This window comes from Streptomyces sp. NPDC056479 (assembly GCF_042795335.1).
Taxonomy (GTDB): domain Bacteria; phylum Actinomycetota; class Actinomycetes; order Streptomycetales; family Streptomycetaceae; genus Streptomyces.
Map to the genome: position 1 here is coordinate 185,944 of NZ_JBHTRZ010000010.1, position 18,782 is coordinate 204,725.

At 72.2% G+C, this 18,782-nt stretch carries 15 protein-coding genes and 1 pseudogene; 13 read left to right on the forward strand and 3 right to left on the reverse strand.

What is annotated here, in order from left to right; all coding sequences use genetic code 11:
• Window positions 1–2: 2 nt before the first annotated feature.
• The gene (locus ACFQ6S_RS34535) at window positions 3–944 is read left to right on the forward strand and encodes a DUF2510 domain-containing protein (protein WP_383419019.1); all 942 of its coding nucleotides are present in this window, start codon (window positions 3–5) and stop codon (window positions 942–944) included.
• Window position 945: 1 nt separating this feature from the next.
• Here ACFQ6S_RS34535 and ACFQ6S_RS34540 read toward each other — a convergent pair whose 3' ends face one another.
• A complete protein-coding gene (locus ACFQ6S_RS34540) occupies window positions 946–2,148 on the reverse strand; it encodes an amino acid deaminase/aldolase (RefSeq protein ID WP_383418578.1) in 1,203 nt (400 codons plus the stop codon).
• 1,105 nt (window positions 2,149–3,253) lie between these two features.
• On the opposite strand from ACFQ6S_RS34540, the gene ACFQ6S_RS34545 reads away from it, so the two are divergent.
• Window positions 3,254–4,504, forward strand: coding sequence for a hypothetical protein (locus ACFQ6S_RS34545; protein ID WP_383418580.1), 1,251 nt, complete (start codon window positions 3,254–3,256; stop codon window positions 4,502–4,504).
• Between the two features lie 20 nt (window positions 4,505–4,524).
• Complete coding sequence (mycP, locus tag ACFQ6S_RS34550; protein ID WP_383419021.1) at window positions 4,525–5,745, forward strand: type VII secretion-associated serine protease mycosin; 1,221 nt, start codon at window positions 4,525–4,527, stop codon at window positions 5,743–5,745.
• An 8-nt stretch (window positions 5,746–5,753) separates the two neighbouring features.
• Here mycP and ACFQ6S_RS34555 read toward each other — a convergent pair whose 3' ends face one another.
• Complete coding sequence (locus tag ACFQ6S_RS34555) at window positions 5,754–6,767, reverse strand: serine hydrolase (RefSeq protein WP_383418582.1); 1,014 nt, start codon at window positions 6,765–6,767, stop codon at window positions 5,754–5,756.
• Between the two features lie 149 nt (window positions 6,768–6,916).
• Here ACFQ6S_RS34555 and ACFQ6S_RS34560 point away from each other — a divergent pair, with 149 nt between their 5' ends.
• Window positions 6,917–7,648: an SseB family protein gene (locus ACFQ6S_RS34560; RefSeq protein ID WP_383418584.1), complete on the forward strand. Its 732-nt coding sequence runs from the start codon at window positions 6,917–6,919 to the stop codon at window positions 7,646–7,648.
• A gap of 1 nt (window position 7,649) precedes the next feature.
• On the opposite strand, the gene ACFQ6S_RS34565 is transcribed toward ACFQ6S_RS34560, so the two are convergent.
• Window positions 7,650–8,015 carry a DUF1844 domain-containing protein gene (locus ACFQ6S_RS34565; protein WP_383418586.1) on the reverse strand — a complete coding sequence of 122 codons (366 nt, stop codon included), beginning with the start codon at window positions 8,013–8,015 and terminating at the stop codon, window positions 7,650–7,652.
• Window positions 8,016–8,347: 332 nt separating this feature from the next.
• On the opposite strand from ACFQ6S_RS34565, the pseudogene infC reads away from it, so the two are divergent.
• The 9 genes and pseudogenes from infC (at window position 8,348) to ACFQ6S_RS34610 (ending at window position 18,697) form a co-directional block, all read left to right on the forward strand.
• Window positions 8,348–9,047, forward strand: a pseudogene (gene infC / locus ACFQ6S_RS34570) (translation initiation factor IF-3).
• Window positions 9,048–9,159: 112 nt separating this feature from the next.
• Entirely contained in the window at window positions 9,160–9,354 is a 195-nt protein-coding gene (gene rpmI / locus ACFQ6S_RS34575) for a 50S ribosomal protein L35 (protein WP_383418588.1), read from the forward strand.
• Window positions 9,355–9,455: 101 nt separating this feature from the next.
• Window positions 9,456–9,839: a 50S ribosomal protein L20 gene (rplT, locus tag ACFQ6S_RS34580; RefSeq protein ID WP_006141703.1), complete on the forward strand. Its 384-nt coding sequence runs from the start codon at window positions 9,456–9,458 to the stop codon at window positions 9,837–9,839.
• A 102-nt stretch (window positions 9,840–9,941) separates the two neighbouring features.
• Window positions 9,942–10,790, forward strand: coding sequence for a TrmH family RNA methyltransferase (locus ACFQ6S_RS34585; RefSeq protein ID WP_383418591.1), 849 nt, complete (start codon window positions 9,942–9,944; stop codon window positions 10,788–10,790).
• Window positions 10,791–10,843: 53 nt separating this feature from the next.
• The gene (locus tag ACFQ6S_RS34590) at window positions 10,844–11,980 is read left to right on the forward strand and encodes an ATP-binding protein (protein ID WP_383418593.1); all 1,137 of its coding nucleotides are present in this window, start codon (window positions 10,844–10,846) and stop codon (window positions 11,978–11,980) included.
• A gap of 147 nt (window positions 11,981–12,127) precedes the next feature.
• Entirely contained in the window at window positions 12,128–13,249 is a 1,122-nt protein-coding gene (gene pheS, locus ACFQ6S_RS34595; RefSeq protein ID WP_383418595.1) for a phenylalanine--tRNA ligase subunit alpha, read from the forward strand.
• Entirely contained in the window at window positions 13,249–15,765 is a 2,517-nt protein-coding gene (pheT, locus tag ACFQ6S_RS34600; RefSeq protein ID WP_383418597.1) for a phenylalanine--tRNA ligase subunit beta, read from the forward strand. Before pheS ends, pheT begins: the two co-directional genes overlap by 1 nt.
• A gap of 241 nt (window positions 15,766–16,006) precedes the next feature.
• Entirely contained in the window at window positions 16,007–17,080 is a 1,074-nt protein-coding gene (locus ACFQ6S_RS34605; RefSeq protein WP_383418599.1) for a PP2C family protein-serine/threonine phosphatase, read from the forward strand.
• 276 nt (window positions 17,081–17,356) lie between these two features.
• Complete coding sequence (locus tag ACFQ6S_RS34610) at window positions 17,357–18,697, forward strand: transcriptional regulator (RefSeq protein ID WP_383418600.1); 1,341 nt, start codon at window positions 17,357–17,359, stop codon at window positions 18,695–18,697.
• Window positions 18,698–18,782: the final 85 nt, after the last annotated feature.

Here is an 18,782-nt window from a genome sequence, read left to right on the forward strand (position 1 = left end):
GCATGACGCCCCCGCCCGGCTGGTACCGCGATCCCTCCGCCCCGCATGTGGAGCGCTGGTGGGACGGCACGGCCTGGACCGAGCACCGGCGCGCCCCCGAGGCGACGGCATCGCCGTCCCCGACACCGCCGGTGCCCGGTCCACAGGGGTACGGTCCGCAGTCGACCGTGCCGATGACACCCGGGCGGCCCACCGCCGGCGGTGCCTCCGGGCGGGCGCCCAAGGTCGTCGCCCTCGTCGCCGCGGGGGCCGTCCTGCTCACGGCGATCGTCACGGGCGTGATCGTCCTCGGCAAGGACGACGGGGGCGCGGACGTGGACACCGCGCCCACCCTCGCGACCACGGCGCCCGTGGACCGCGAGCCCGCCTCCGACACCCCCACCCCGTCGGTCTCCGCCTCCGAGCCGGCCGCCGACGACCCGGCCGTGGTGACGGACCAGCTCAACGGGATCACCCTGCCGCTGCTCGCCGGCTGGGTCAGGCCGCGCAACCTCACCGAGGCGGACGTCCTGATGACCACGGACGGCACCTACGAGTGCCCCGCCGACTTCGGCTACTGCCGGCACGGCGAGGTCAGCTCGCGCACGGCGACCGCCGACGACGGGACCTCGTCGGAGGCCATCGCCAAGGCGGACATCCAGGACGCGGCCGGCGACGCCTACGACCGCGACCTCGTCGGGCGACGCCCCTTCGGCGGCATCGAGTCCCACCAGGTCGTGGGATCGGGCCGGGTCACGGTGTCGGGACGCGCCGGCTACTTCGTGCGCTGGCGGGTCACGACGGCCGAGGGACCGGGCGGCTACGTCCAGTCGCTGGCCTTCCCGTCCCGCGTCGGCACCGAGTCGCCGGTCGTCGTGCGCTATGTCTTCGACGCGGGCGAGGACGGTCCGCCGCTGGCCGACATGGACCGCTTCACCCAGGGCATCCGGTCCACGGCGGACTGAACTACAGGAACGTGTGGCCCTCGCCCCGGTAGGTCGGCACGGTCGCCGTCACCGCGTTGCCCTCGACGAGGTGCAGCGCGTCGAACCGCTCGCACATCTCACCGGCCTTGGCATGCCGGAACCACACCTTGTCGCCGATCAGCAGATCGTCGGCGGGGGAGCCCAGCAGCGGTGTCTGCACCTCGCCGGGCCCCTCCTGGGGGTCGTAGTGCAGCCCTTCCGGCAGATACGGCACCGGCAGCCGGTCGCGTCCCGCCACACCCGAGGCCGGATACCCACCGCCGAGGACGGTCACCACGCCGACCCCCGGCCGGCGCACGACCGGCTGGGCGAACAGCGCGGCCGGACGCCCGCTGAACGAGGTGTAGTTGTCGAACAGCCTCGGTACGTACAGTCCCGACCCGGCCCCGATCTCGGTCACGGCGTCCTCGGCGGCCGTGAACTGCACACTGCCGGTCCCGCCGCCGTTGACGAACTCGAGCTCCGGCACCACGGCCCGCACCGCCCGCACCACCTCGGCCCGGCGCTCGGCGAGCTCCCGGCGGGCGGCGGCCTGCATCAGCCGTACGGCACGCGATCGCAACGGCCGGCCCGCCAGGGAGTCCCCGACGCCGGCGATGTGCCCCTCGTACGCCATGATCCCGACGACCTCGAACCCCGGACGCCGGGCCACGGTCCGGGCCATGTCGGCGACCTGTGCGGGGGAGTGCAGCGGGGAGCGCCGGGCACCGACCCGGACCCGTCCCCCCAGCAGCTTCAGCGAGGTGTCCAACTCCAGGCAGACCCGGACCACTTCGCGACCACCGTTGCGTGCCCCGTCGATCAGCCGCAGCTGTGCCGGGTCGTCGATCATCACGGTGACGGCGGACGCGAGCTTGGGATCGCTCGTCAGCTCGGCGAATCCGGCGCGGTCGGCCGACGGGTAGGCGAGCAGGACGTCGTCGAACCCGGAGCGCGCGAGCCACAGGGACTCGGCGAGGGTGAAGGACATCAGGCCCGCGAAGCCGTCCTTCGCGAGGACGCGTTCCAGCAGGGCCCGGCAGCGTACGGACTTGCTGGCGACGCGGATCGGCTTGCCGCCGGCCCGGCGGCGCATGTCGTCCGCGTTGGCATCGAAGGCGTCCAGGTCCACGATCGCGAATGGGGCTTCGAGATGGGCGGTGGCCCGGTCGTAACGGGCCCGGTCAGCGGAGCGCGCAGTCATGAACGCAGCCTGCCAGACGGGATTACCGCAGGGTAGGGGGACGTTCCGGGCAGATGTGCACGGGGTCGTGGACTGGTTCCCGTTCGCGCAGGTTCAACCCGTAGAGTGACGCGCACGCACGTGGGAACGTCCCCGGCCGCACGCTCGCGCCGGGATGACGCTCCCTCGGTGCGGGTATGCGTGCCTGGTCGGAGCAGTCGGTGCCGGGTGGGGCATACGGAACGACGCAACGACGGCCCACGCACGCGGACGGGCCCGGGTACGAGGAAGCGGGGGGTGCATGAGCACGGAAGCGCGTCGCGCCCCCATTCCCCCACGCCCGGCGACCCCGCCCCCGCCCGCCGTCCCGCCCCGCCCCACGACCCCGCCCAGACCCGCGGAACCGCCGAGGCCCGGCGACCAGCGGGACGAGGAGACGGACGAAGCGGGCACGGCAACCCCACGACCGACCGGCGAGGGCGCGCGAACGGAGGGATCGGTGCCAGGCGGTGTCGGCGTGCGGCGGGATTCTCCCGGCGACCCTTCGGAGGGACGTGCGGCAGGCGTGAGACGGGACTCCCGCGGCGGCTCGGCGGACGGATTCGCGGCTGCGACGGGCGGCCCGTCGGGTTCCCGCACACCGACGGCGCCCACGGCCGGAACCGGCCCTGACATGCCCGCCCCACGCCGCCACACCCACGAAGCCGCGCCCACGTCCGCGTCTTCCGGCGTCCAGCCTCAGCCGACCCCGCGCACCCCGGCCCCCGGAAACGGCACCCCCACGGCCCCGCCTCCGCCCCGAGCCTCGGCCCGCTTCCCGGACGCACCGCCGATGGCCGGGCGCGCGGATGCCGGTGACCCACCGCGCGCCGAGCGCCCGGGACCGACGCCCGGAGCCGCGCCCCCTCGACCGGCTTCGCCGCACCCTGAAAGCACAGGCCGGTCGGTGCCGGGAGCGATGCCGCCCCGTTCTGTTTCGCCGGGCGCTGAGGGCGCTGGTCGGTCGGCTGCGGGAGCGATGCCGCCCCGTTCTGTTTCGCCGGGCGCTGAGGGCGCTGGTCGGTCGGCTGCGGGAGCGATGCCGCCCCGCTCTGCCCCACCGCGCCCTGAGGGCGCCGGTCAGGCGGTGCCCCGGACCCCTCAGCCCCGTCCCGCCGACCGGCCCTCGACACCACGCCGTACAAGCGCACCGGCCGAGACCGCCGCGGAGACCACGTTCCGCCTCCGGCCGATCCCGGCGGATCCCCGCGACTCCGGCAACCGCCCCTCCGCCGACCGGAATTCCGGCGCGCGCGGCGCCGCGTCCGGGCAGGGTTCCACCGCGGCGCCCTCCCGGCCGGGCTCCGCGCCCGGTACATCCGCCCCTCTGCCGCCGATGCGCCCCGCGCACGAGCCCCCGCCCGGCGGGTCGGCCGGGTCCGGTTACGCGGGCTCGGCGCCCGCCGGCCCTCCCCGGGGCATGCCGCCCTCCGCAGGCGGCCACCCCGCAACCTCCGCCTTCTCGCCCGACCCCTCCCTCTCCTGGAGCGCCCCGATGTCGCCGGGTTCCGGGCGGCCCGTCGTGTCGTTCGGGGAGCCCGAGGGGTACGACGAGCAGGCGCGACCGCGCCCCCTCGGGGTACGGATCCGCCCCCGGATCGCGATGGCCGCCGCCTGTGTCGTGCTCGGTGTGGGGCTCATCGGCGGGGCGCTGACCGGCAGTTGGCTGGTCGGGGACGGCGGTGACGACGGAGCGCAGGACACCACCTTCGCCGAGGCCGGGAGCCTGTGGCACAGCGTCCCCGTGGACCAGCTCTTCCCGCCCACCGTGAGCGGCAAGGGCGCCGGTCCCGGCGGTGCCGACCGCACCTGGACGCGGATCGCCGTCGCACCGGACACCGGCTGCGCCAACGCCTTCGACCCCCTGCTGCGCAAGGCCCTCGCCCCCGTCGGCTGCGAGCGCCTTCTGCGTGCTACCTACATCGACGCCACCCAGAGCTACGTCACCACCGTCGGTCTGCTCTTCACCACGGCCGACGCCACCGCGATGCGCTCGCTCGACTCCCGTTTCAGCAAGGAAGGCCTCGACCGCCGTACGGACCTCATGCCCCGCCCGTACGCCGCCAAGGGCACCCCGGCCGCCGGATTCGGCGACGAGCAGCGCGCCTCCTGGACCCTCTCGGTGCTCACCGACGCTCCCGTCGTCGTGTTCGCCGTCTCCGGCTGGGCCGACGACCGCACCGTCGACGACCCCCAGCCCGCCGAGGAGGCCATGGCGTCCGGCGCCACCACGGCCGCCGCCCAGGCCGGCCTCGGCCACGAGGCGCAGGGCCTCGCCGACCGCGTCGAACGCGCTCTGCGCAAGAACGTCGGCCCGTCCACGGAGCAGTCGTCATGACCACCGGCACGAACAACAACATGAACAGCGCGGCGGCCGGCGCCGTGAACCGTGCTGTGAAGAACCTCGTGACCCGTCGCACCCGTCGCACCGGCCCCCTCGCCGTCCTCCTCGGCGCCGGCCTCGCCCTGCTGCCGCCCACCGCGGCGCACGCCGACTCCATACGCGCCCAGCAGTGGGCCCTGGAGGCCATGCACACCCAGGAGGCCTGGCAGACCACCAAGGGCGAGGACGTCACCGTCGCCGTCCTCGACACCGGCGTGGCGGCCGACCACCCCGACCTCGTCGGCAACGTCCTCCAGGGCAAGGACATGGTCGGCTTCGGAGCCGACCGCGGCGACCGCGCCTGGGCCCGGCACGGCACCGCGATGGCCGGCATCATCGCCGGTCACGGACACGGCGCCGACAAGGGCGACGGCGTCCTGGGCATCGCCCCCGAGGCCAAGATCCTCCCCGTCCGCGTGATCCTGGAGGACGGCGACCCGGCCCGCGCCAAGGCCCGCAGCACCCGCGGCAACGCCCTCGCCGAAGGCATCCGCTGGGCCGCCGACCACGGCGCCGACGTCATCAACCTCTCCCTCGGCGACGACTCCAAGTCCGCCCACCCCGAGGCCGGCGAGGACGAGGCCGTGCAGTACGCCCTGAAGAAGGGCGCCGTCGTCGTCGCCTCGGCCGGCAACGGCGGCGAGAAGGGCGATCACATCTCCTACCCGGCCGCCTACCCGGGCGTGATCGCCGCGACCGCCGTCGACCGGTACGGCACCCGCGCCTCCTTCTCCACCCGCCGCTGGTACGCCACGGTCAGCGCCCCCGGCGACAAGGTCGTCATCGCGGACCCCGACCGCAAGTACTACGAGGGCTGGGGCACGAGCGCCGCGGCCGCCTTCGTCTCCGGCGCGGTGGCCCTGGTCAAGGCGGCCCACCCCGGCCTGACCCCGCCCCAGATCAAGAAGCTCCTGGAGGACACGGCCCGCAACGCCCCCGCCGACGGCCGTGACGACTCCCGCGGCTACGGCTTCATCGACCCGGCCGCCGCCATCAAGAAGGCCGCCGGACTGAAGCCGGGGAGCCTGAAGCCGGCGGCGTACGGCGAGGAATACTTCGGCTCCGGCCCCGATGCCGCCGCCTCGGAGGACGACGCGACAAGCTGGACCGCCTGGCTCGCGGGCTGCGCGGGCGGGCTCCTGCTGGTGTCGGCGGTCGTCGTCTGGCGTGGCCGCCGTGGACGCTTCGGTTTCTAGCGCACGAGCTACGACGAGGCCGTGACGGCCACCGGCGGCGCGGAAGCCGACGCGTCCTGGCCGACGAACACCGACACGGCCGCCACCGCGGCCGCCTCGACCAGCGAAATCCCCTTCGCCTGCGTCGCGTTGCCGTCCGACAGCACGGCCACCAGACAGTCACGGCCGCCGACCGTCACCCGCCCGACGCTGTTGATGTCCCACAACCCGGTCGCCGTACGCGGCAGCCAGCCGTTCTTCAGCGCCCACGCGGAACCGTCGGCCGCCGCCGACACCCCCCACCGCTGATCCACGGCGATCTGCCCCATCAGCCCGCGCAGATACGTCCGCGAGGCCTCGCTCAGCTCCGAGTCGTCCCCGAACACCTGCCGCAGCAGCCGGAGTTGATCGGCGGCGGTGGTCTGGGTCAGCCCCCACAGCATCCCGTCGCCGCCCTCGGTCCCGGTGAGCCCGAAGCGCTCGTTCGCGGCGTCGAGCCCCTCGGCCTCGCCGATCGTGCGCCACAGCTCCGACGCGGAGGCGTTGTCGCTGTTCTCGATCATCGCGGTCGCGTAGGACTTCTCCGCCGCCGTCAGCTGCCGCCCCTCGTCCTGCGCCCGGAGCAGCAGCGCGGCCAGGATGTCGACCTTCACGATGCTCGCCGTGTCGAAGGCGTCCTCCCCGTACGTGGCGCTCGCACCGGACTCCAGGTCGAGCACCGCCACCGACACCTCCGCACCGTCCGGGACGTCCACCGCCTTCATGGCCGACGCCAGCAACTCGTCGTGGTCGACCGCCGGCCGCGTCACGGATTCCACCGAAGCCTCCTCGCCCGCCGGTCCCGCAGCCGTGGCCGAGGGCGAGGCCGACGGCGCCGCGGCCGACGATACGGCCCCCATCCCCGAGTGCGCCCGCGCCTTCACATACGCGGTCCCCACGGCCGTGGCGCCCAGGACGACGGCGGTGGCGAGGGCGCCGTACAGCAGAGGACGGCTTCTGGGCGGGTGAGCGCGGCGGCCGTGGCGGGCTCCGGGGGACTCCATGCCCGCGATCGTCGGGGCCGTGTCTGTGTGTGCCGTTAGACGGACGTTAGATGTGTGTCAGAGAAACGGAGATCCCGGGCAGGCGTGTCACGGCGGGGTTTCCGGGGCCGCACAAGCCCAGCAGCATCCCCCCGATAGGGTCGGTGACCGTGGCGAACAAGAACATTCCCGACTCCCCCTTCTCCGACGACGACGGCTCCGCCGACCTCCGGCTGAGCGCCGCGCTCGCGGCCTGGGCCGAGGACCGCACCGCCGAGGGCCCGGTCCTGGAGGCGCTCAAGAGCGCCCGGCTGCTCGTGCCGGTGGTCGCCGTGCTCGGCGAGGTCGAGGAGGACGAGAACGGACTGCGCCACGAGAAGACCAGCGACATGGCCGTCCCCACCCTGAAGGCCGGCGACCGCACCGCGCTGCCCGCCTTCACCTCCACCGAGTCCCTCGCCCGCTGGGACCCGGCCGCCCGCCCCGTCGCCGTCCCCCTGCACCAGGCCCTGCAGGCCGCGGCGCACGAGAAGGCGGACACGATCGTCCTCGACATGGCCGGCCCGGTGCCCTACGAGCTGACGGGCCGCGCGCTGCTCGCGCTCGCCGAGGGACGTACGACCACGGATCCGCTGACCGACCCGGCGGTGCGGGAGGCGGTGCGGGCCGCGGTGGCCGCCGAGCCCGCGGTGCTGCGCGCGCACCTCGGCCCCGGACAGGCCGACGGCACGCTCGCGCTGGTCCTGGACTCCTCCGCCCTGCCCGCCGAGGCCGCCCGCGCGGTCGCCGAGCGGCTCGCCGCCGATGAAACGCTGAGGGCCCGCCTGGTGCGCGGTCTCGACCTGGCACTGCTGCCGGCCGGGACGACGCCTCCGGGCGAGCCCCTGTACGTACGCGGGTGACCTAGCCGTAGATCGGGCCGGTGTACTTATCGCCCGGCCCCTGACCCGGCTCGTCCGGGACGAGCGACGCCTCGCGGAAGGCCAGCTGGAGCGACTTCAGGCCGTCGCGCAGCGGTGCCGCGTGGAACGAGCTGATCTCGGTCGTGCTCGCGTCCAGCAGCCCGGCGAGGGCGTGCACCAGCTTGCGGGCCTCGTCCAGGTCCTTGTACTTGTCGCCCTCCTCGGTCAGACCGAGCTTCACGGCGGCCGCGCTCATCAGGTTGACGGCGACCGTCACGATCACCTCGACGGCGGGGACCTCGGCGATGTCGCGGGTCATCTCGTCGAAGTGGGGGGAACCAGGGGACTCAGGAGGGGTGTCACTCATGTCCCACACGATAGGGCCCGATGCCCGCCGGTTCGCACCACCCCCGGGTAGCTGCTAACCTTGTGTGACGACCGGCTGGATACTCGAGTGTCCGGCCCACAAGTGGAGGCTCCGATCTCCCACCTGACCGTCCCCCGGGACGGCGGGTCACCCCGGTCAGGCGGCCACCATCGTTCCGTACGGACGATGGAGTCGCCCGAAAGCGCGCCCCGCGATTGCGGCGGTGCTCCGGTAGTGCTTTGGAGCCCCGCCTGTGATCGTCCGGGGCATTTTTTGTGCTTCGGCGCGGTTAGGTCGAGAAAGAGACAAACGCGGCTGTCCGCCAGACCGCCGTGTGGTGCTAACCGAGGAGGATCCATCAGCGCCGAGCCCCGCATCAACGACCGGATTCGCGTTCCCGAGGTGCGACTTGTCGGTCCCAGTGGCGAGCAGGTGGGCATTGTCCCGCTGGCCAAGGCACTGGAGCTTGCGCAGGAGTACGACCTGGACCTGGTCGAGGTCGCGGCGAACGCCCGTCCGCCCGTGTGCAAGCTCATGGACTACGGGAAGTTCAAGTACGAGTCGGCCATGAAGGCCCGTGAGGCGCGCAAGAACCAGGCGCACACGGTCATCAAGGAGATGAAGCTCCGGCCGAAGATCGACCCGCACGACTATGACACCAAGAAGGGTCACGTCGTCCGGTTCCTCAAGCAGGGCGACAAGGTCAAGATCACGATCATGTTCCGTGGTCGCGAGCAGTCCCGGCCCGAGCTGGGCTACCGACTGCTGCAGCGGCTCGCGACGGACGTCGAGGACCTCGGGTTCGTGGAGTCGAACCCGAAGCAGGACGGCCGCAACATGATCATGGTTCTCGGTCCGCACAAGAAGAAGACCGAGGCGATGGCCGAGGCCCGCCAGGCGCAGGAAGCCCGCAAGGCAGACGCGAAGGCCAACCCCGGCAAGTCGCAGAACGCTGCGGAGTCCGAGGAGGCCGCGGAGTCCGAGGACGCCGTGGACACCGAGGCCCCTGCCGAGGCTTCCGCCGAGGCGTGATCCCGGGGGACGTCAAGTCCCCAGGACGTAACCGACAAAAGAGCGACGCTCCACCGTGCCCGGTTTTCACGACCGGGCACCGGAGTGCCACTGACGAGGAGAGAACGGCGCTATGCCGAAGAACAAGACGCACAGCGGTGCCAGCAAGCGCTTCAAGATCACCGGCTCCGGCAAGGTGCTCCGTGAGCGCGCCGGCAAGCGCCACCTGCTCGAGCACAAGTCGTCCCGCAGGACGCGTCGCCTGACCGGCAACGCCGAGATGGCCCCGGGCGACGCCGCGAAGATCAAGAAGCTTCTCGGCAAGTGACATCGGGCGCGGAACCACTTTCGCGCCTGATCTCTGACCGGGACCCAATCGATACCGGGCCGTGTGAGTCCAACCACGGCCCCGCTACAAGGAGTTAAAAAGTGGCACGCGTCAAGCGGGCAGTGAACGCCCACAAGAAGCGTCGGGCGATCCTCGAGCAGGCCTCCGGCTACCGCGGTCAGCGTTCGCGCCTGTACCGCAAGGCCAAGGAGCAGGTCACCCACTCGCTGGTCTACAACTACAACGACCGCAAGAAGCGCAAGGGTGACTTCCGTCAGCTGTGGATCCAGCGCATCAACGCCGCTGCCCGCGCCAACGGCATCACGTACAACCGCTTCATCCAGGGCCTGAAGGCCGCCAACGTCGAGGTCGACCGCAAGATCCTCGCCGAGCTGGCCGTCAACGACGCGAACGCGTTCGCCGCGCTCGTCGAGGTCGCGCAGAAGGCGCTGCCGAGCGACGTCAACGCCCCCAAGGCGGCGTGAAGCTCCGGCTGCTCTAGGCAGACGTGACTGAAGGGACCCGCAGGCCGAGAAGGTCTGCGGGTCCTGTTGTGTCCGTGAACTTCAGAACTCCAAGGTGAACCCATGCCTCCCGCCAGCCCCGAGCTGATCTCCCCCCGGTCCCCCCGCGTCTCCGCCGCCCGGCGGCTGGCCAAGCGGAACTTCCGGAGCAAGGAGCGGCTGTTTCTCGCGGAGGGGCCGCAGGCCGTGCGCGAGGCGGCGGCCTACGGGCCCACGCTCGTGGAGCTGTTCACCACCGTCGACGCCGCCGAGCGCTACGCCGAGATCATCGGTGAGGCCCGCGCCGCCGGTGCCCGCGTGCATCTCGCCGAGGAGCAGGTGATCGCCGACATCTCCACCACCGTGACACCGCAGGGGCTCGTCGGGATCTGCCGGTTCGTGGACACCCCGTTCGAGGAGATCCTCGCCGCCCGGCCGAAGCTCGTCGCCGTGCTCGCGCATGTGCGGGACCCCGGGAACGCCGGGACCGTGCTGCGGTGTGCCGATGCCGCCGGGGCCGAGGCCGTCGTCCTCACCGACGCCTCGGTGGATCTGTACAACCCCAAGGCCGTACGGGCCTCCGTGGGCTCCCTGTTCCATCTGCCCGTCGCCGTGGGCGTGCCCGTCGAGCGGGCCGTGGCCGGGCTCAAGGACTCCGGGGTGCGGATCCTCGCCGCAGACGGCGCGGGTGACCGGGACCTCGACGACGAGCTCGACAAGGGGAGCATGGGCGGGCCGACCGCCTGGGTGTTCGGCAACGAGGCATGGGGGCTTCCGGAGGAGACCCGCGCGCTGGCCGACGCCGTCGTGCGCGTCCCGATCCACGGGAAGGCCGAGAGCCTGAACCTCGCCACCGCCGCGGCCGTATGTCTCTATGCGTCGGCCCGTGCACAGCGCGCCTCCGGAGGGTGCCGCACCGTCACCGAGAGCTAGTAGGGTGACCAGCTCGGGGGCCCCTCAGCCGTCGTGAGAGGTGGGGTACGGGGATGACTGTCGGCACGAGCAGCGCACCGGGGGCACGGGAGGTGCGGGGGCAGTCCGCGTCCCGGTCCGGTGATCTGGCCGAGCTCGGATTCGACCCCGACGACCTTCCCGACGGTCTCGTGGTCGCCGATGGGCAAGGGCACGTCATCAGCTTCAACGCCGCCGCCGAGCGCATCACCGCCGTCCGTGCCGCCGACGCCCTCGGGCAGCGGCTGGAGAAGGCCCTGCCGTTAGAGGACCTGGAGGGGCGGCGCTGGTGGCAGCTGACCGATCCCTACGGCGGGCTGGCCATCAGGCGCAGACAGCCCGAGCGCAACCTCCTGCTGCCCGGCGGGCGTGAGGTGCTGGTCTCGGCACGCTATGTCCGCACCGAGCCCACCGGGCCCGTCAGCCGCGTGGTCGTCTCCCTGCGGGACACCGAGGCCCGCCGCCGCACCGAGCGCAGTCACGCCGAGCTGATCGCGACCGTGGCCCACGAGCTGCGTTCCCCGCTCACCTCGGTCAAGGGCTTCACCGCCACACTCCTCGCCAAGTGGGAACGCTTCACCGACGACCAGAAGCGGCTCATGCTGGAGACCGTCGACGCCGACGCCGACCGCGTCACCCGGCTCATCGCCGAGTTGCTCGACATCTCGCGGATCGACAGCGGACGCCTGGAGGTGCGCCGCCAGCCCGTCGACATGGGCGCGGCCGTCGGGCGGCACATCCAGGCCTACGTCGCCGCCGGCCAGCCCGCCGACCGGTTCCTGCTGCGCGTCGAGCAGCCGCTGCCCGACCTGTGGGCCGACCCCGACAAGATCGACCAGGTGCTCAGCAACCTGATCGAAAATGCGGTGCGGCACGGCGACGGAACGGTCACCATTGACGTCACGGCCACGGCGTCCCCTCGTGAGGGGGAGGACGCCGGCACGTCGGTCACGGTGAGCGACGAGGGGCCCGGCATCCCGGAGGAGTCCATGAACCGCGTCTTCACCCGCTTCTGGCGGGGCAGCAAGCGCGGCGGCACGGGCCTCGGGCTCTATATCGTCAAGGGCATCGTCGAGGCGCACGGCGGCGCCATCGAGGTCGGCCGCGCCCCCGGCGGCGGCGCGCAGTTCCGATTTACGTTGCCCGTGGCGGCACCGGCGTATCTCACCTGAGATCCGGACCGGGCCCCACGGGCGCATTCGCTTACCCCAACCCCGTTAGACTCGGCCTTTGGCACCTTTGTGTCCCAAAAACCGTGACGATCTGTCCACGAGTCGGTACGGGGACCATCCGCCAGCCAATCGGAAGCACGGGAAGAGATGTCGGCACCGAATAAGTCGTACGACCCTGTAGAGGTCGAGGCCTTGAAACCGGAAGAGATCGAGCGCATGCGGGACGAGGCGCTCGCCGCCTTCGCCGCCGCGGACTCCCTCGACGCGCTCCAGGAGGCCAAGGTCGCCCACACCGGCGGCACCTCCCCGCTGGCCCTCGCCAACCGCGAGATCGGCGCCCTGCCCCCGCACGCCAAGGCCGAGGCCGGCAAGCGTGTGGGCCAGGCCCGGGGCGCCGTCAACAAGGGCCTCGCCGCCCGCCAGGCGGAGCTGGAGGCCGAGCGCGACCAGCGGGTGCTGGTCGAGGAGGCCGTGGATGTCACGCTGCCGTACGACCGCGTGCCGTCCGGCGCCCGCCACCCGCTGACCACGCTCTCGGACCGCATCGAGGACGTCTTCGTGGCCATGGGCTACGAGGTCGCCGAGGGTCCGCAGGTCGAGGCCGAGTGGTTCAACTTCGACGCCCTCAACATCGGCCCGGACCACCCCGCGCGGGGTGAGGCCGACACCTTCTTCGTGCAGGGCCCGGACGGGAGCGGTGACTCCGGTGTCGTACTGCGCACCCACACCTCACCCGTGCAGATCCGCTCCCTGCTGGACCGGGAGCTGCCGGTCTATGTGATCTGCCCCGGCCGCGTGTACCGCACCGACGAGCTGGACGCCACCCACACCCCGGTGTTCCACCAGGTCGAGCTGCTCGCCATCGACGAGGGCCTCACCATGGCCGACCTCAAGGGCACTCTGGACCACATGGTCCAGTCCCTGTTCGGCGAGGGCATGAAGACCCGGCTGCGGCCCAACTTCTTCCCGTTCACCGAGCCGTCCGCCGAGATGGACATGGTGTGCTACGTCTGCCGCGGCGAGTCCGTCGGCAACCCCGACCGGCCCTGCCGTACCTGCTCCTCCGAGGGCTGGATCGAGCTGGGCGGCTGCGGGATGGTCAACCCCAAGGTGCTGACCGCCTGCGGTGTCGACCCGGAGAAGTACAGCGGCTTCGCCTTCGGGTTCGGCATCGAGCGGATGCTGATGTTCCGCCACAACGTCGAAGACATGCGAGACATGGTCGAGGGTGACGTCCGGTTCACCCGGCCGTTCGGGATGGAGATCTGATGCGGGTCCCGCTTTCTTGGCTGCGGGAGTACGTCGACCTGCCGGCGACGGAGACCGGGCGCGACGTCCAGGCCAAGCTCATTTCCGCCGGTCTGGAGGTCGAGTCCGTCGAGCAGCTCGGCGACGGCCTCAAGGGCCCGCTCGTCGTAGGCCAGGTGCTGACCATCGAGGAGCTGACGGAGTTCAAGAAGCCGATCCGCTTCTGCACCGTCGACGTCGGCCAGGCCAACGGCACCGGCGAGCCCCAGGAACTCATCTGCGGCGCCCGTAACTTTCAGGTCGGCGACAAGGTCGTGGTCGTGCTCCCCGGCGCCGTCCTGCCCGGCGGCTTCGAGATCGCCGCGCGCAAGACCTACGGCCGCGTCTCGCACGGCATGATCTGCTCCACCAGCGAGCTGGGCATGGGCGACGACGGCACCCACGGCATCATCGTGCTGCCGCCGGAGACCGAGGTCGGCAAGGACGCGATCGAGCTCCTGGAGCTGGTCGACGAGGTCCTGGACATCGCCGTCACCGCCAACCGCGGCGACTGTCTGTCCATCCGCGGCGTCGCCCGCGAGACCGCCATCGCCTACGGCCGCCCGCTGCGCGACCCGGCCCTGCTCGACGTGCCCGGCCCGAACGCCTTCGGCTACCCGGTGCAGGTCTCGGACCCGATCGGCTGCGACCGCTTCACCGCCCGCACGGTGACCGGCCTCAGCCCCGAAGCCCGCTCCCCGATCTGGCTGCAGCGCCGTCTGCAGAAGGTCGGCATGCGCCCGATCTCGCTCGCCGTCGACATCACCAACTACGTGATGATGGAGCTCGGCCAGCCGCTGCACGCCTACGACCGCAAGCTGGTCCAGGGCACCATCGGCGTGCGCCGGGCCCAGGAGGGCGAGAAGCTCGTCACCCTCGATGGCACGGAGCGCAAGCTGCACGCCGAGGACCTGGTCATCACCGACGAGCGCGGCCCGATCGGCCTCGCGGGCGTCATGGGCGGCGCCAACACGGAGATCGCCGACCACGAGGACGTGGAGAACGCGTCCACCGACGTCGTCATCGAGGCGGCCCACTTCGACCAGGTCGCCATCGCGCGTACGGCCCGCCGCCACAAGCTGTCGTCCGAGGCGTCCCGTCGCTTCGAGCGCGGCGTGGACCCGGCCGCGGCCGCCGCGGCGGCCCAGCGGACGGTGGACCTGCTCGTGCTGCTCGCGGGCGGTACGGCGGAGGGTGGCGTCACCGAGGTCAGCACGCCGTCGGGGCCGCACACCATCACCGCTTCCGCCGACCACCCGGACAAGGTCGCCGGCGTCGAGTACGGCCGCGAGACCGTCGTACGGCGGCTGCAGGAGATCGGCTGCGACGTGTACGGGCAGGACGAGCTGATCGTCACCGTCCCGTCCTGGCGGCCCGACCTCGTCGAGCCGAACGACCTGGCCGAAGAGGTCATCCGCCTGGAGGGCTACGAGAGCCTGCCCTCCACGCTGCCGAAGCTGCCCTCCGGCCGTGGCCTGACCCACCGTCAGCGACTGCACCGCCGGGTCGGCCGTGCGCTGGCCGGTGCCGGTTATGTCGAGGCGCCGAACTACCCCTTCGTCGGCGAGCAGGTCTTCGACCAGCTCGGCCTGGCGGCCGACGACCCGGCCCGCCGGGTCGTCAGGCTGGTCAACCCGCTCAACGACGAGGAGCCCGCGCTGCGCACATCGCTGCTGCCGGGTCTGCTCGGCGCGCTGCGGCGCAACGACGGGCGGGGCTCGCACGACCTGGCGCTGTTCGAGACCGGGCTGGTCTTCCACCCGCGCGAGGAGCAGGGTGCTGCCGCCGGTCATCTGCCGGTCGACCGCCGCCCGACCGACGAGGAGATCGCCGCGCTGAACGCCGTGCTGCCCGAGCAGCCGCGGCATGTGGCCGTCGTCCTCGCCGGCGCGCGGGAGCAGGCCGGCTGGTGGGGCGGTGCCCGTCCGGCCGGATGGGCCGACGCGGTCGAGGCGGCACGTGTCGTCGCGCGGGAAGCGGGCGCCGAGCTGGTCGTGCGCTCCGGTCAGTACGGGCCCTGGCACCCGGGACGGTGCGCCGCGCTGGCGATCACCGTGGACGGCGCCGAGCTGGTCATAGGTCACGCCGGTGAGCTGCACCCGCGGGTCCTGAAGGCCCTGGGCCTGCCCGCGCGCACCTGCGCGATGGAGCTGGACCTGGACGCCCTGGAGCAGGTCGGCAACGGAACGCCCCAGGCGCCGAGCATCTCCACGTTCCCGGTGGCCACGCAGGACGTCGCCCTCGTCGTCGACAAGCCGGTGCCGGCCGCGGAGGTCGAGGCCGCGCTGCGTGAGGGGGCGGGTGAACTCCTCGAGGGCATCCGGCTGTTCGACGTGTACATCAACGACGAGCAGCTCGGGGACGGGAAGAAGTCGCTGGCGTACGCGTTGCGCTTCCGCGCGGGGGACCGGACGCTGACCGTCGATGAGGCGTCGGCGGCTCGGGACGCGGCGGTCGCCCTGGCGGGCGACCGTACGGGTGCGGTGCTGCGGGGCTAGTTCGCCCAAGGGGCGGGGGACTGCTGTTTTTGGCGGCTGCGGGCTCGTCGTGGCTGGTCGCGCAGTTCCCCGCGCCCCTTGTGGGGGCACGCCCCCACACCCCCAAATTCGGTCACCTCACTCGTTTGAGTGATATCCCTGGGTGATCTGGTCCTTCCGGACCATGCGGTCGACAGAATCGGACCGGCCTTTCGAGGTCGGTCCGTTCTGCGTTGTCAGGGCCTATTGGGGGGCCATCGGCATGTTCCGCTTCAAGGCTCGGGTTCCCCGCAAGGTGGTGGCGATGGGGCTGCCCACCGCCTGGGGCGCGATGGCGATCACCTACAAACTGGCCTGCCCGCTCGCCCAGCAGGACAGCCTCGGTGCCCGGGTCGTCACCAGCGCCGTCTTCTTCGCCGTGGGGACCGGACTCGTCGTGCATGTCCGGCAGGCACTGTTGCGTGAGCTGCGGCAGGTGCGGCGGGTCGCAGGGGCCGCACAGAGTGTGCTGCTGCGGCCGTTGCCCTCCCGCATCGACGGGCTGAGCGTCGGCGCCGCCCAGCTCTCCGCGGATCGCGGTGCCTGTGTCGGCGGTGACCTGTACGAGGTCATCGCCACCGAGCACGGCGTACGGGCGGTCATCGGCGACGTACGCGGCCATGGCATCGCCGCCTTCGGCACGGTCGCCGCGATCCTCGGCAGTTTCCGGGAGGCCGTCCATGACGAACCCGACCTGGGCCGGGTGCTGCACCGACTGGACCGGGCCCTGGCCCGGCATCTGCGCGAGCGGGCCCGTGACGAACACCCCGCCGCGGGCCGGGAGCCCGGCAATCCGGTCGCCGAGGAGTTCGTCACCGTACTGCTGCTGGAGATCGGCCGGGACGGCGAGATCTCTGCCCTCAACTGCGGTCACCCCTGGCCGTATCTGCTGAGCGGCACGACCGTCGAACCCCTCGCCCGCGCCGACCCCCTCCCACCCCTGGGCCCGTTCCCCCTCCCGCCCGAACCGACCCCGCTGCCTTGCGGCTCCCTGCTCCCGGGCGACTCCCTGGTCCTGTACACGGACGGCGTCGAGGACGCGAGGGACGCGAGAGGCCGGTTCTTTTCGCTCCAGGCGGCACTCATCGGCGTCGTGCGACATCACCCGATCACGCCCCCGACGATCCTGCGCTCGCTGTTCACAGCCCTCCTTCGCCACACGAGAGGAAGGCAGGCAGACGACCTGGCGCTCCTGGTCCTGCGGAACGATCGAACGCCGGTCGACTGTGGTTCGCTGGGGGCGCGAGGAACTGCGCGACCAGCCACAACGCACCCGCAGCGGACCAACCACCTTTAGTCCGGCGGCGATTGGTCGCGCGGCCCAGCCGGCGGCAGCCGTCCGCCCCGCCACGGAGTGTCGGGCAGGCAGCTGGGCGGACGGCGCGGATGCGGGCCGCCGCACTGTACGAGGGGGAGCCGGCGGCCCGGCCGGCCTCTTGCGAGGCATTTCAGTCAACCGGTTGGAAACTCTCCGCAACAGCGCGCGCACCCTACGGATTCGGGCACTCGGTTCACACCCCGTGTGAACCGGTTCGCACTACTCTGACGGCACCGAGCCACCCGGGGGGCATACATGCAGCCCAATACTCTGCTCGACGCGATCCTGGACGAGGCCGGGGTCTCGCACGCGGGGCTGGCAGCACACGTGAACCAGGCGGGGCGGGCGCGTGGGCTCGCGCTGAGATACGAACACACCGCCGTCGCGCGGTGGTTGAAGGGGCAGCGGCCACGCGGCCAGGTGCCCGACCTGATCTGCGAGGTGCTCGCCGCCCGGCTGCACCGTACCGTCACGCTCGACGACATCGGACTCGGCGTGCCCGGCGAACCGTCCTCCGCGCACACCACCTCGCTGTCCGGCTTCGTGGAGCGGGCCACCGCCCTGTGGCGCTCCGACGAGCAGCAACGGCCCCACATACTGGGCGCACCCGCGGTCACGGGCACGCCCGCCGTGATGCCGGTGTGGGAGTGGGAGAACCCGCCCGAGGACGTCGACGTCTCACGCGGGGGCCGGCACCGGGTCACCGCCGGCGACATCGAGATGCTGCGCGCCGCCCGGACCCACTACGAGCAGATGTACCGCAAGGCGGGCGGGATTGCGACCCGCACCCGGATCGTCGGCTTCCTCAACGCCGAGGCCGCCCCGCTGCTGCGCGGCAGCTACACCGACGCGACCGGGCGTCAACTGCACCGGGCCACCGGCGGATTGGTGGCCATCGCGGGGATCTGCGCGTACGACTCCGACGCGCACGGGCTGGCCCAGCGGTACTTCCACCAGGCGCTGCGGCTGGCCAAGGCCAGCGGGGACCGGGGGCTGGGTGCGTATGTGATCGCCCTCCTGGTCAACCAGGCGTTGTTCATGCGGGAGTTCCGGCAGGCCGTCGCCTTCGCCGAGGCCGCGCTGCGGGCCGCCGGCAAGCACATCACCCCCGCGCTCGCCTCCGACCTGTACGCGATGCAGGCGAAGGCGTACGCCCACCTCGGCGACGGCACGAGCGCGCTGTCCTGCATCCGGCGTGCCGAGCAGGCCGCCGACCGCATCCACCGCGGATACGAACCCGACGAAACGGGCTATGTCCAGCCCGGACTTGTCAACGTCCAGGTGGCCGAGGCGCTGCTGAGCCTCGGGGAGCTGGCGGCCGCGGGGGAGCATGCCGCGGCCGCCGTCGACAATCCCGCCCACGACCGGGGCCGGGTGCACCGGCTGGCCATGCTCAGCACGATCGAGCTGCGCCAGGGCAACGCCGACAAGGCGGTGGCCACCGCAGTGCAAATGGCCGAGCAGGCGCGGGGAATGGAGTCCCAGCGCCTGCGCGACAGACTCCGGGCGGTGCGCGAACACCTGGTGCGCAGCGGCAGCGCGGGCACCTCCGAGGCCGCCGAACTCATCGACGGAGCACTGCGCGTACCGCTGTAGTGCGGTGCAGGCGGGTACGCGAACACCGACACCTCATAGTCCCTGCTGCGATATTGCCACTTACTCGACGGAAGGTGGCAGAACC

Excerpts from the sequence above, each read along its gene's own strand:
- ACFQ6S_RS34535 (WP_383419019.1), top strand. The coding sequence starts at position 3 with ATGACGCCCCCGCCCGGCTGGTACCGCGATCCCTCCGCCCCGCATGTG.
- ACFQ6S_RS34540 (WP_383418578.1), bottom strand. The coding sequence starts at position 2,148 with ATGACTGCGCGCTCCGCTGACCGGGCCCGTTACGACCGGGCCACCGCC.
- mycP (WP_383419021.1), top strand. The coding sequence starts at position 4,525 with ATGAACAGCGCGGCGGCCGGCGCCGTGAACCGTGCTGTGAAGAACCTC.
- ACFQ6S_RS34555 (WP_383418582.1), bottom strand. The coding sequence starts at position 6,767 with ATGGAGTCCCCCGGAGCCCGCCACGGCCGCCGCGCTCACCCGCCCAGA.
- ACFQ6S_RS34565 (WP_383418586.1), bottom strand. The coding sequence starts at position 8,015 with ATGAGTGACACCCCTCCTGAGTCCCCTGGTTCCCCCCACTTCGACGAG.
- rpmI (WP_383418588.1), top strand. The coding sequence starts at position 9,160 with ATGCCGAAGAACAAGACGCACAGCGGTGCCAGCAAGCGCTTCAAGATC.
- ACFQ6S_RS34585 (WP_383418591.1), top strand. The coding sequence starts at position 9,942 with ATGCCTCCCGCCAGCCCCGAGCTGATCTCCCCCCGGTCCCCCCGCGTC.
- ACFQ6S_RS34590 (WP_383418593.1), top strand. The coding sequence starts at position 10,844 with ATGACTGTCGGCACGAGCAGCGCACCGGGGGCACGGGAGGTGCGGGGG.
- pheS (WP_383418595.1), top strand. The coding sequence starts at position 12,128 with ATGTCGGCACCGAATAAGTCGTACGACCCTGTAGAGGTCGAGGCCTTG.
- pheT (WP_383418597.1), top strand. The coding sequence starts at position 13,249 with ATGCGGGTCCCGCTTTCTTGGCTGCGGGAGTACGTCGACCTGCCGGCG.
- ACFQ6S_RS34605 (WP_383418599.1), top strand. The coding sequence starts at position 16,007 with ATGTTCCGCTTCAAGGCTCGGGTTCCCCGCAAGGTGGTGGCGATGGGG.
- ACFQ6S_RS34610 (WP_383418600.1), top strand. The coding sequence starts at position 17,357 with ATGCAGCCCAATACTCTGCTCGACGCGATCCTGGACGAGGCCGGGGTC.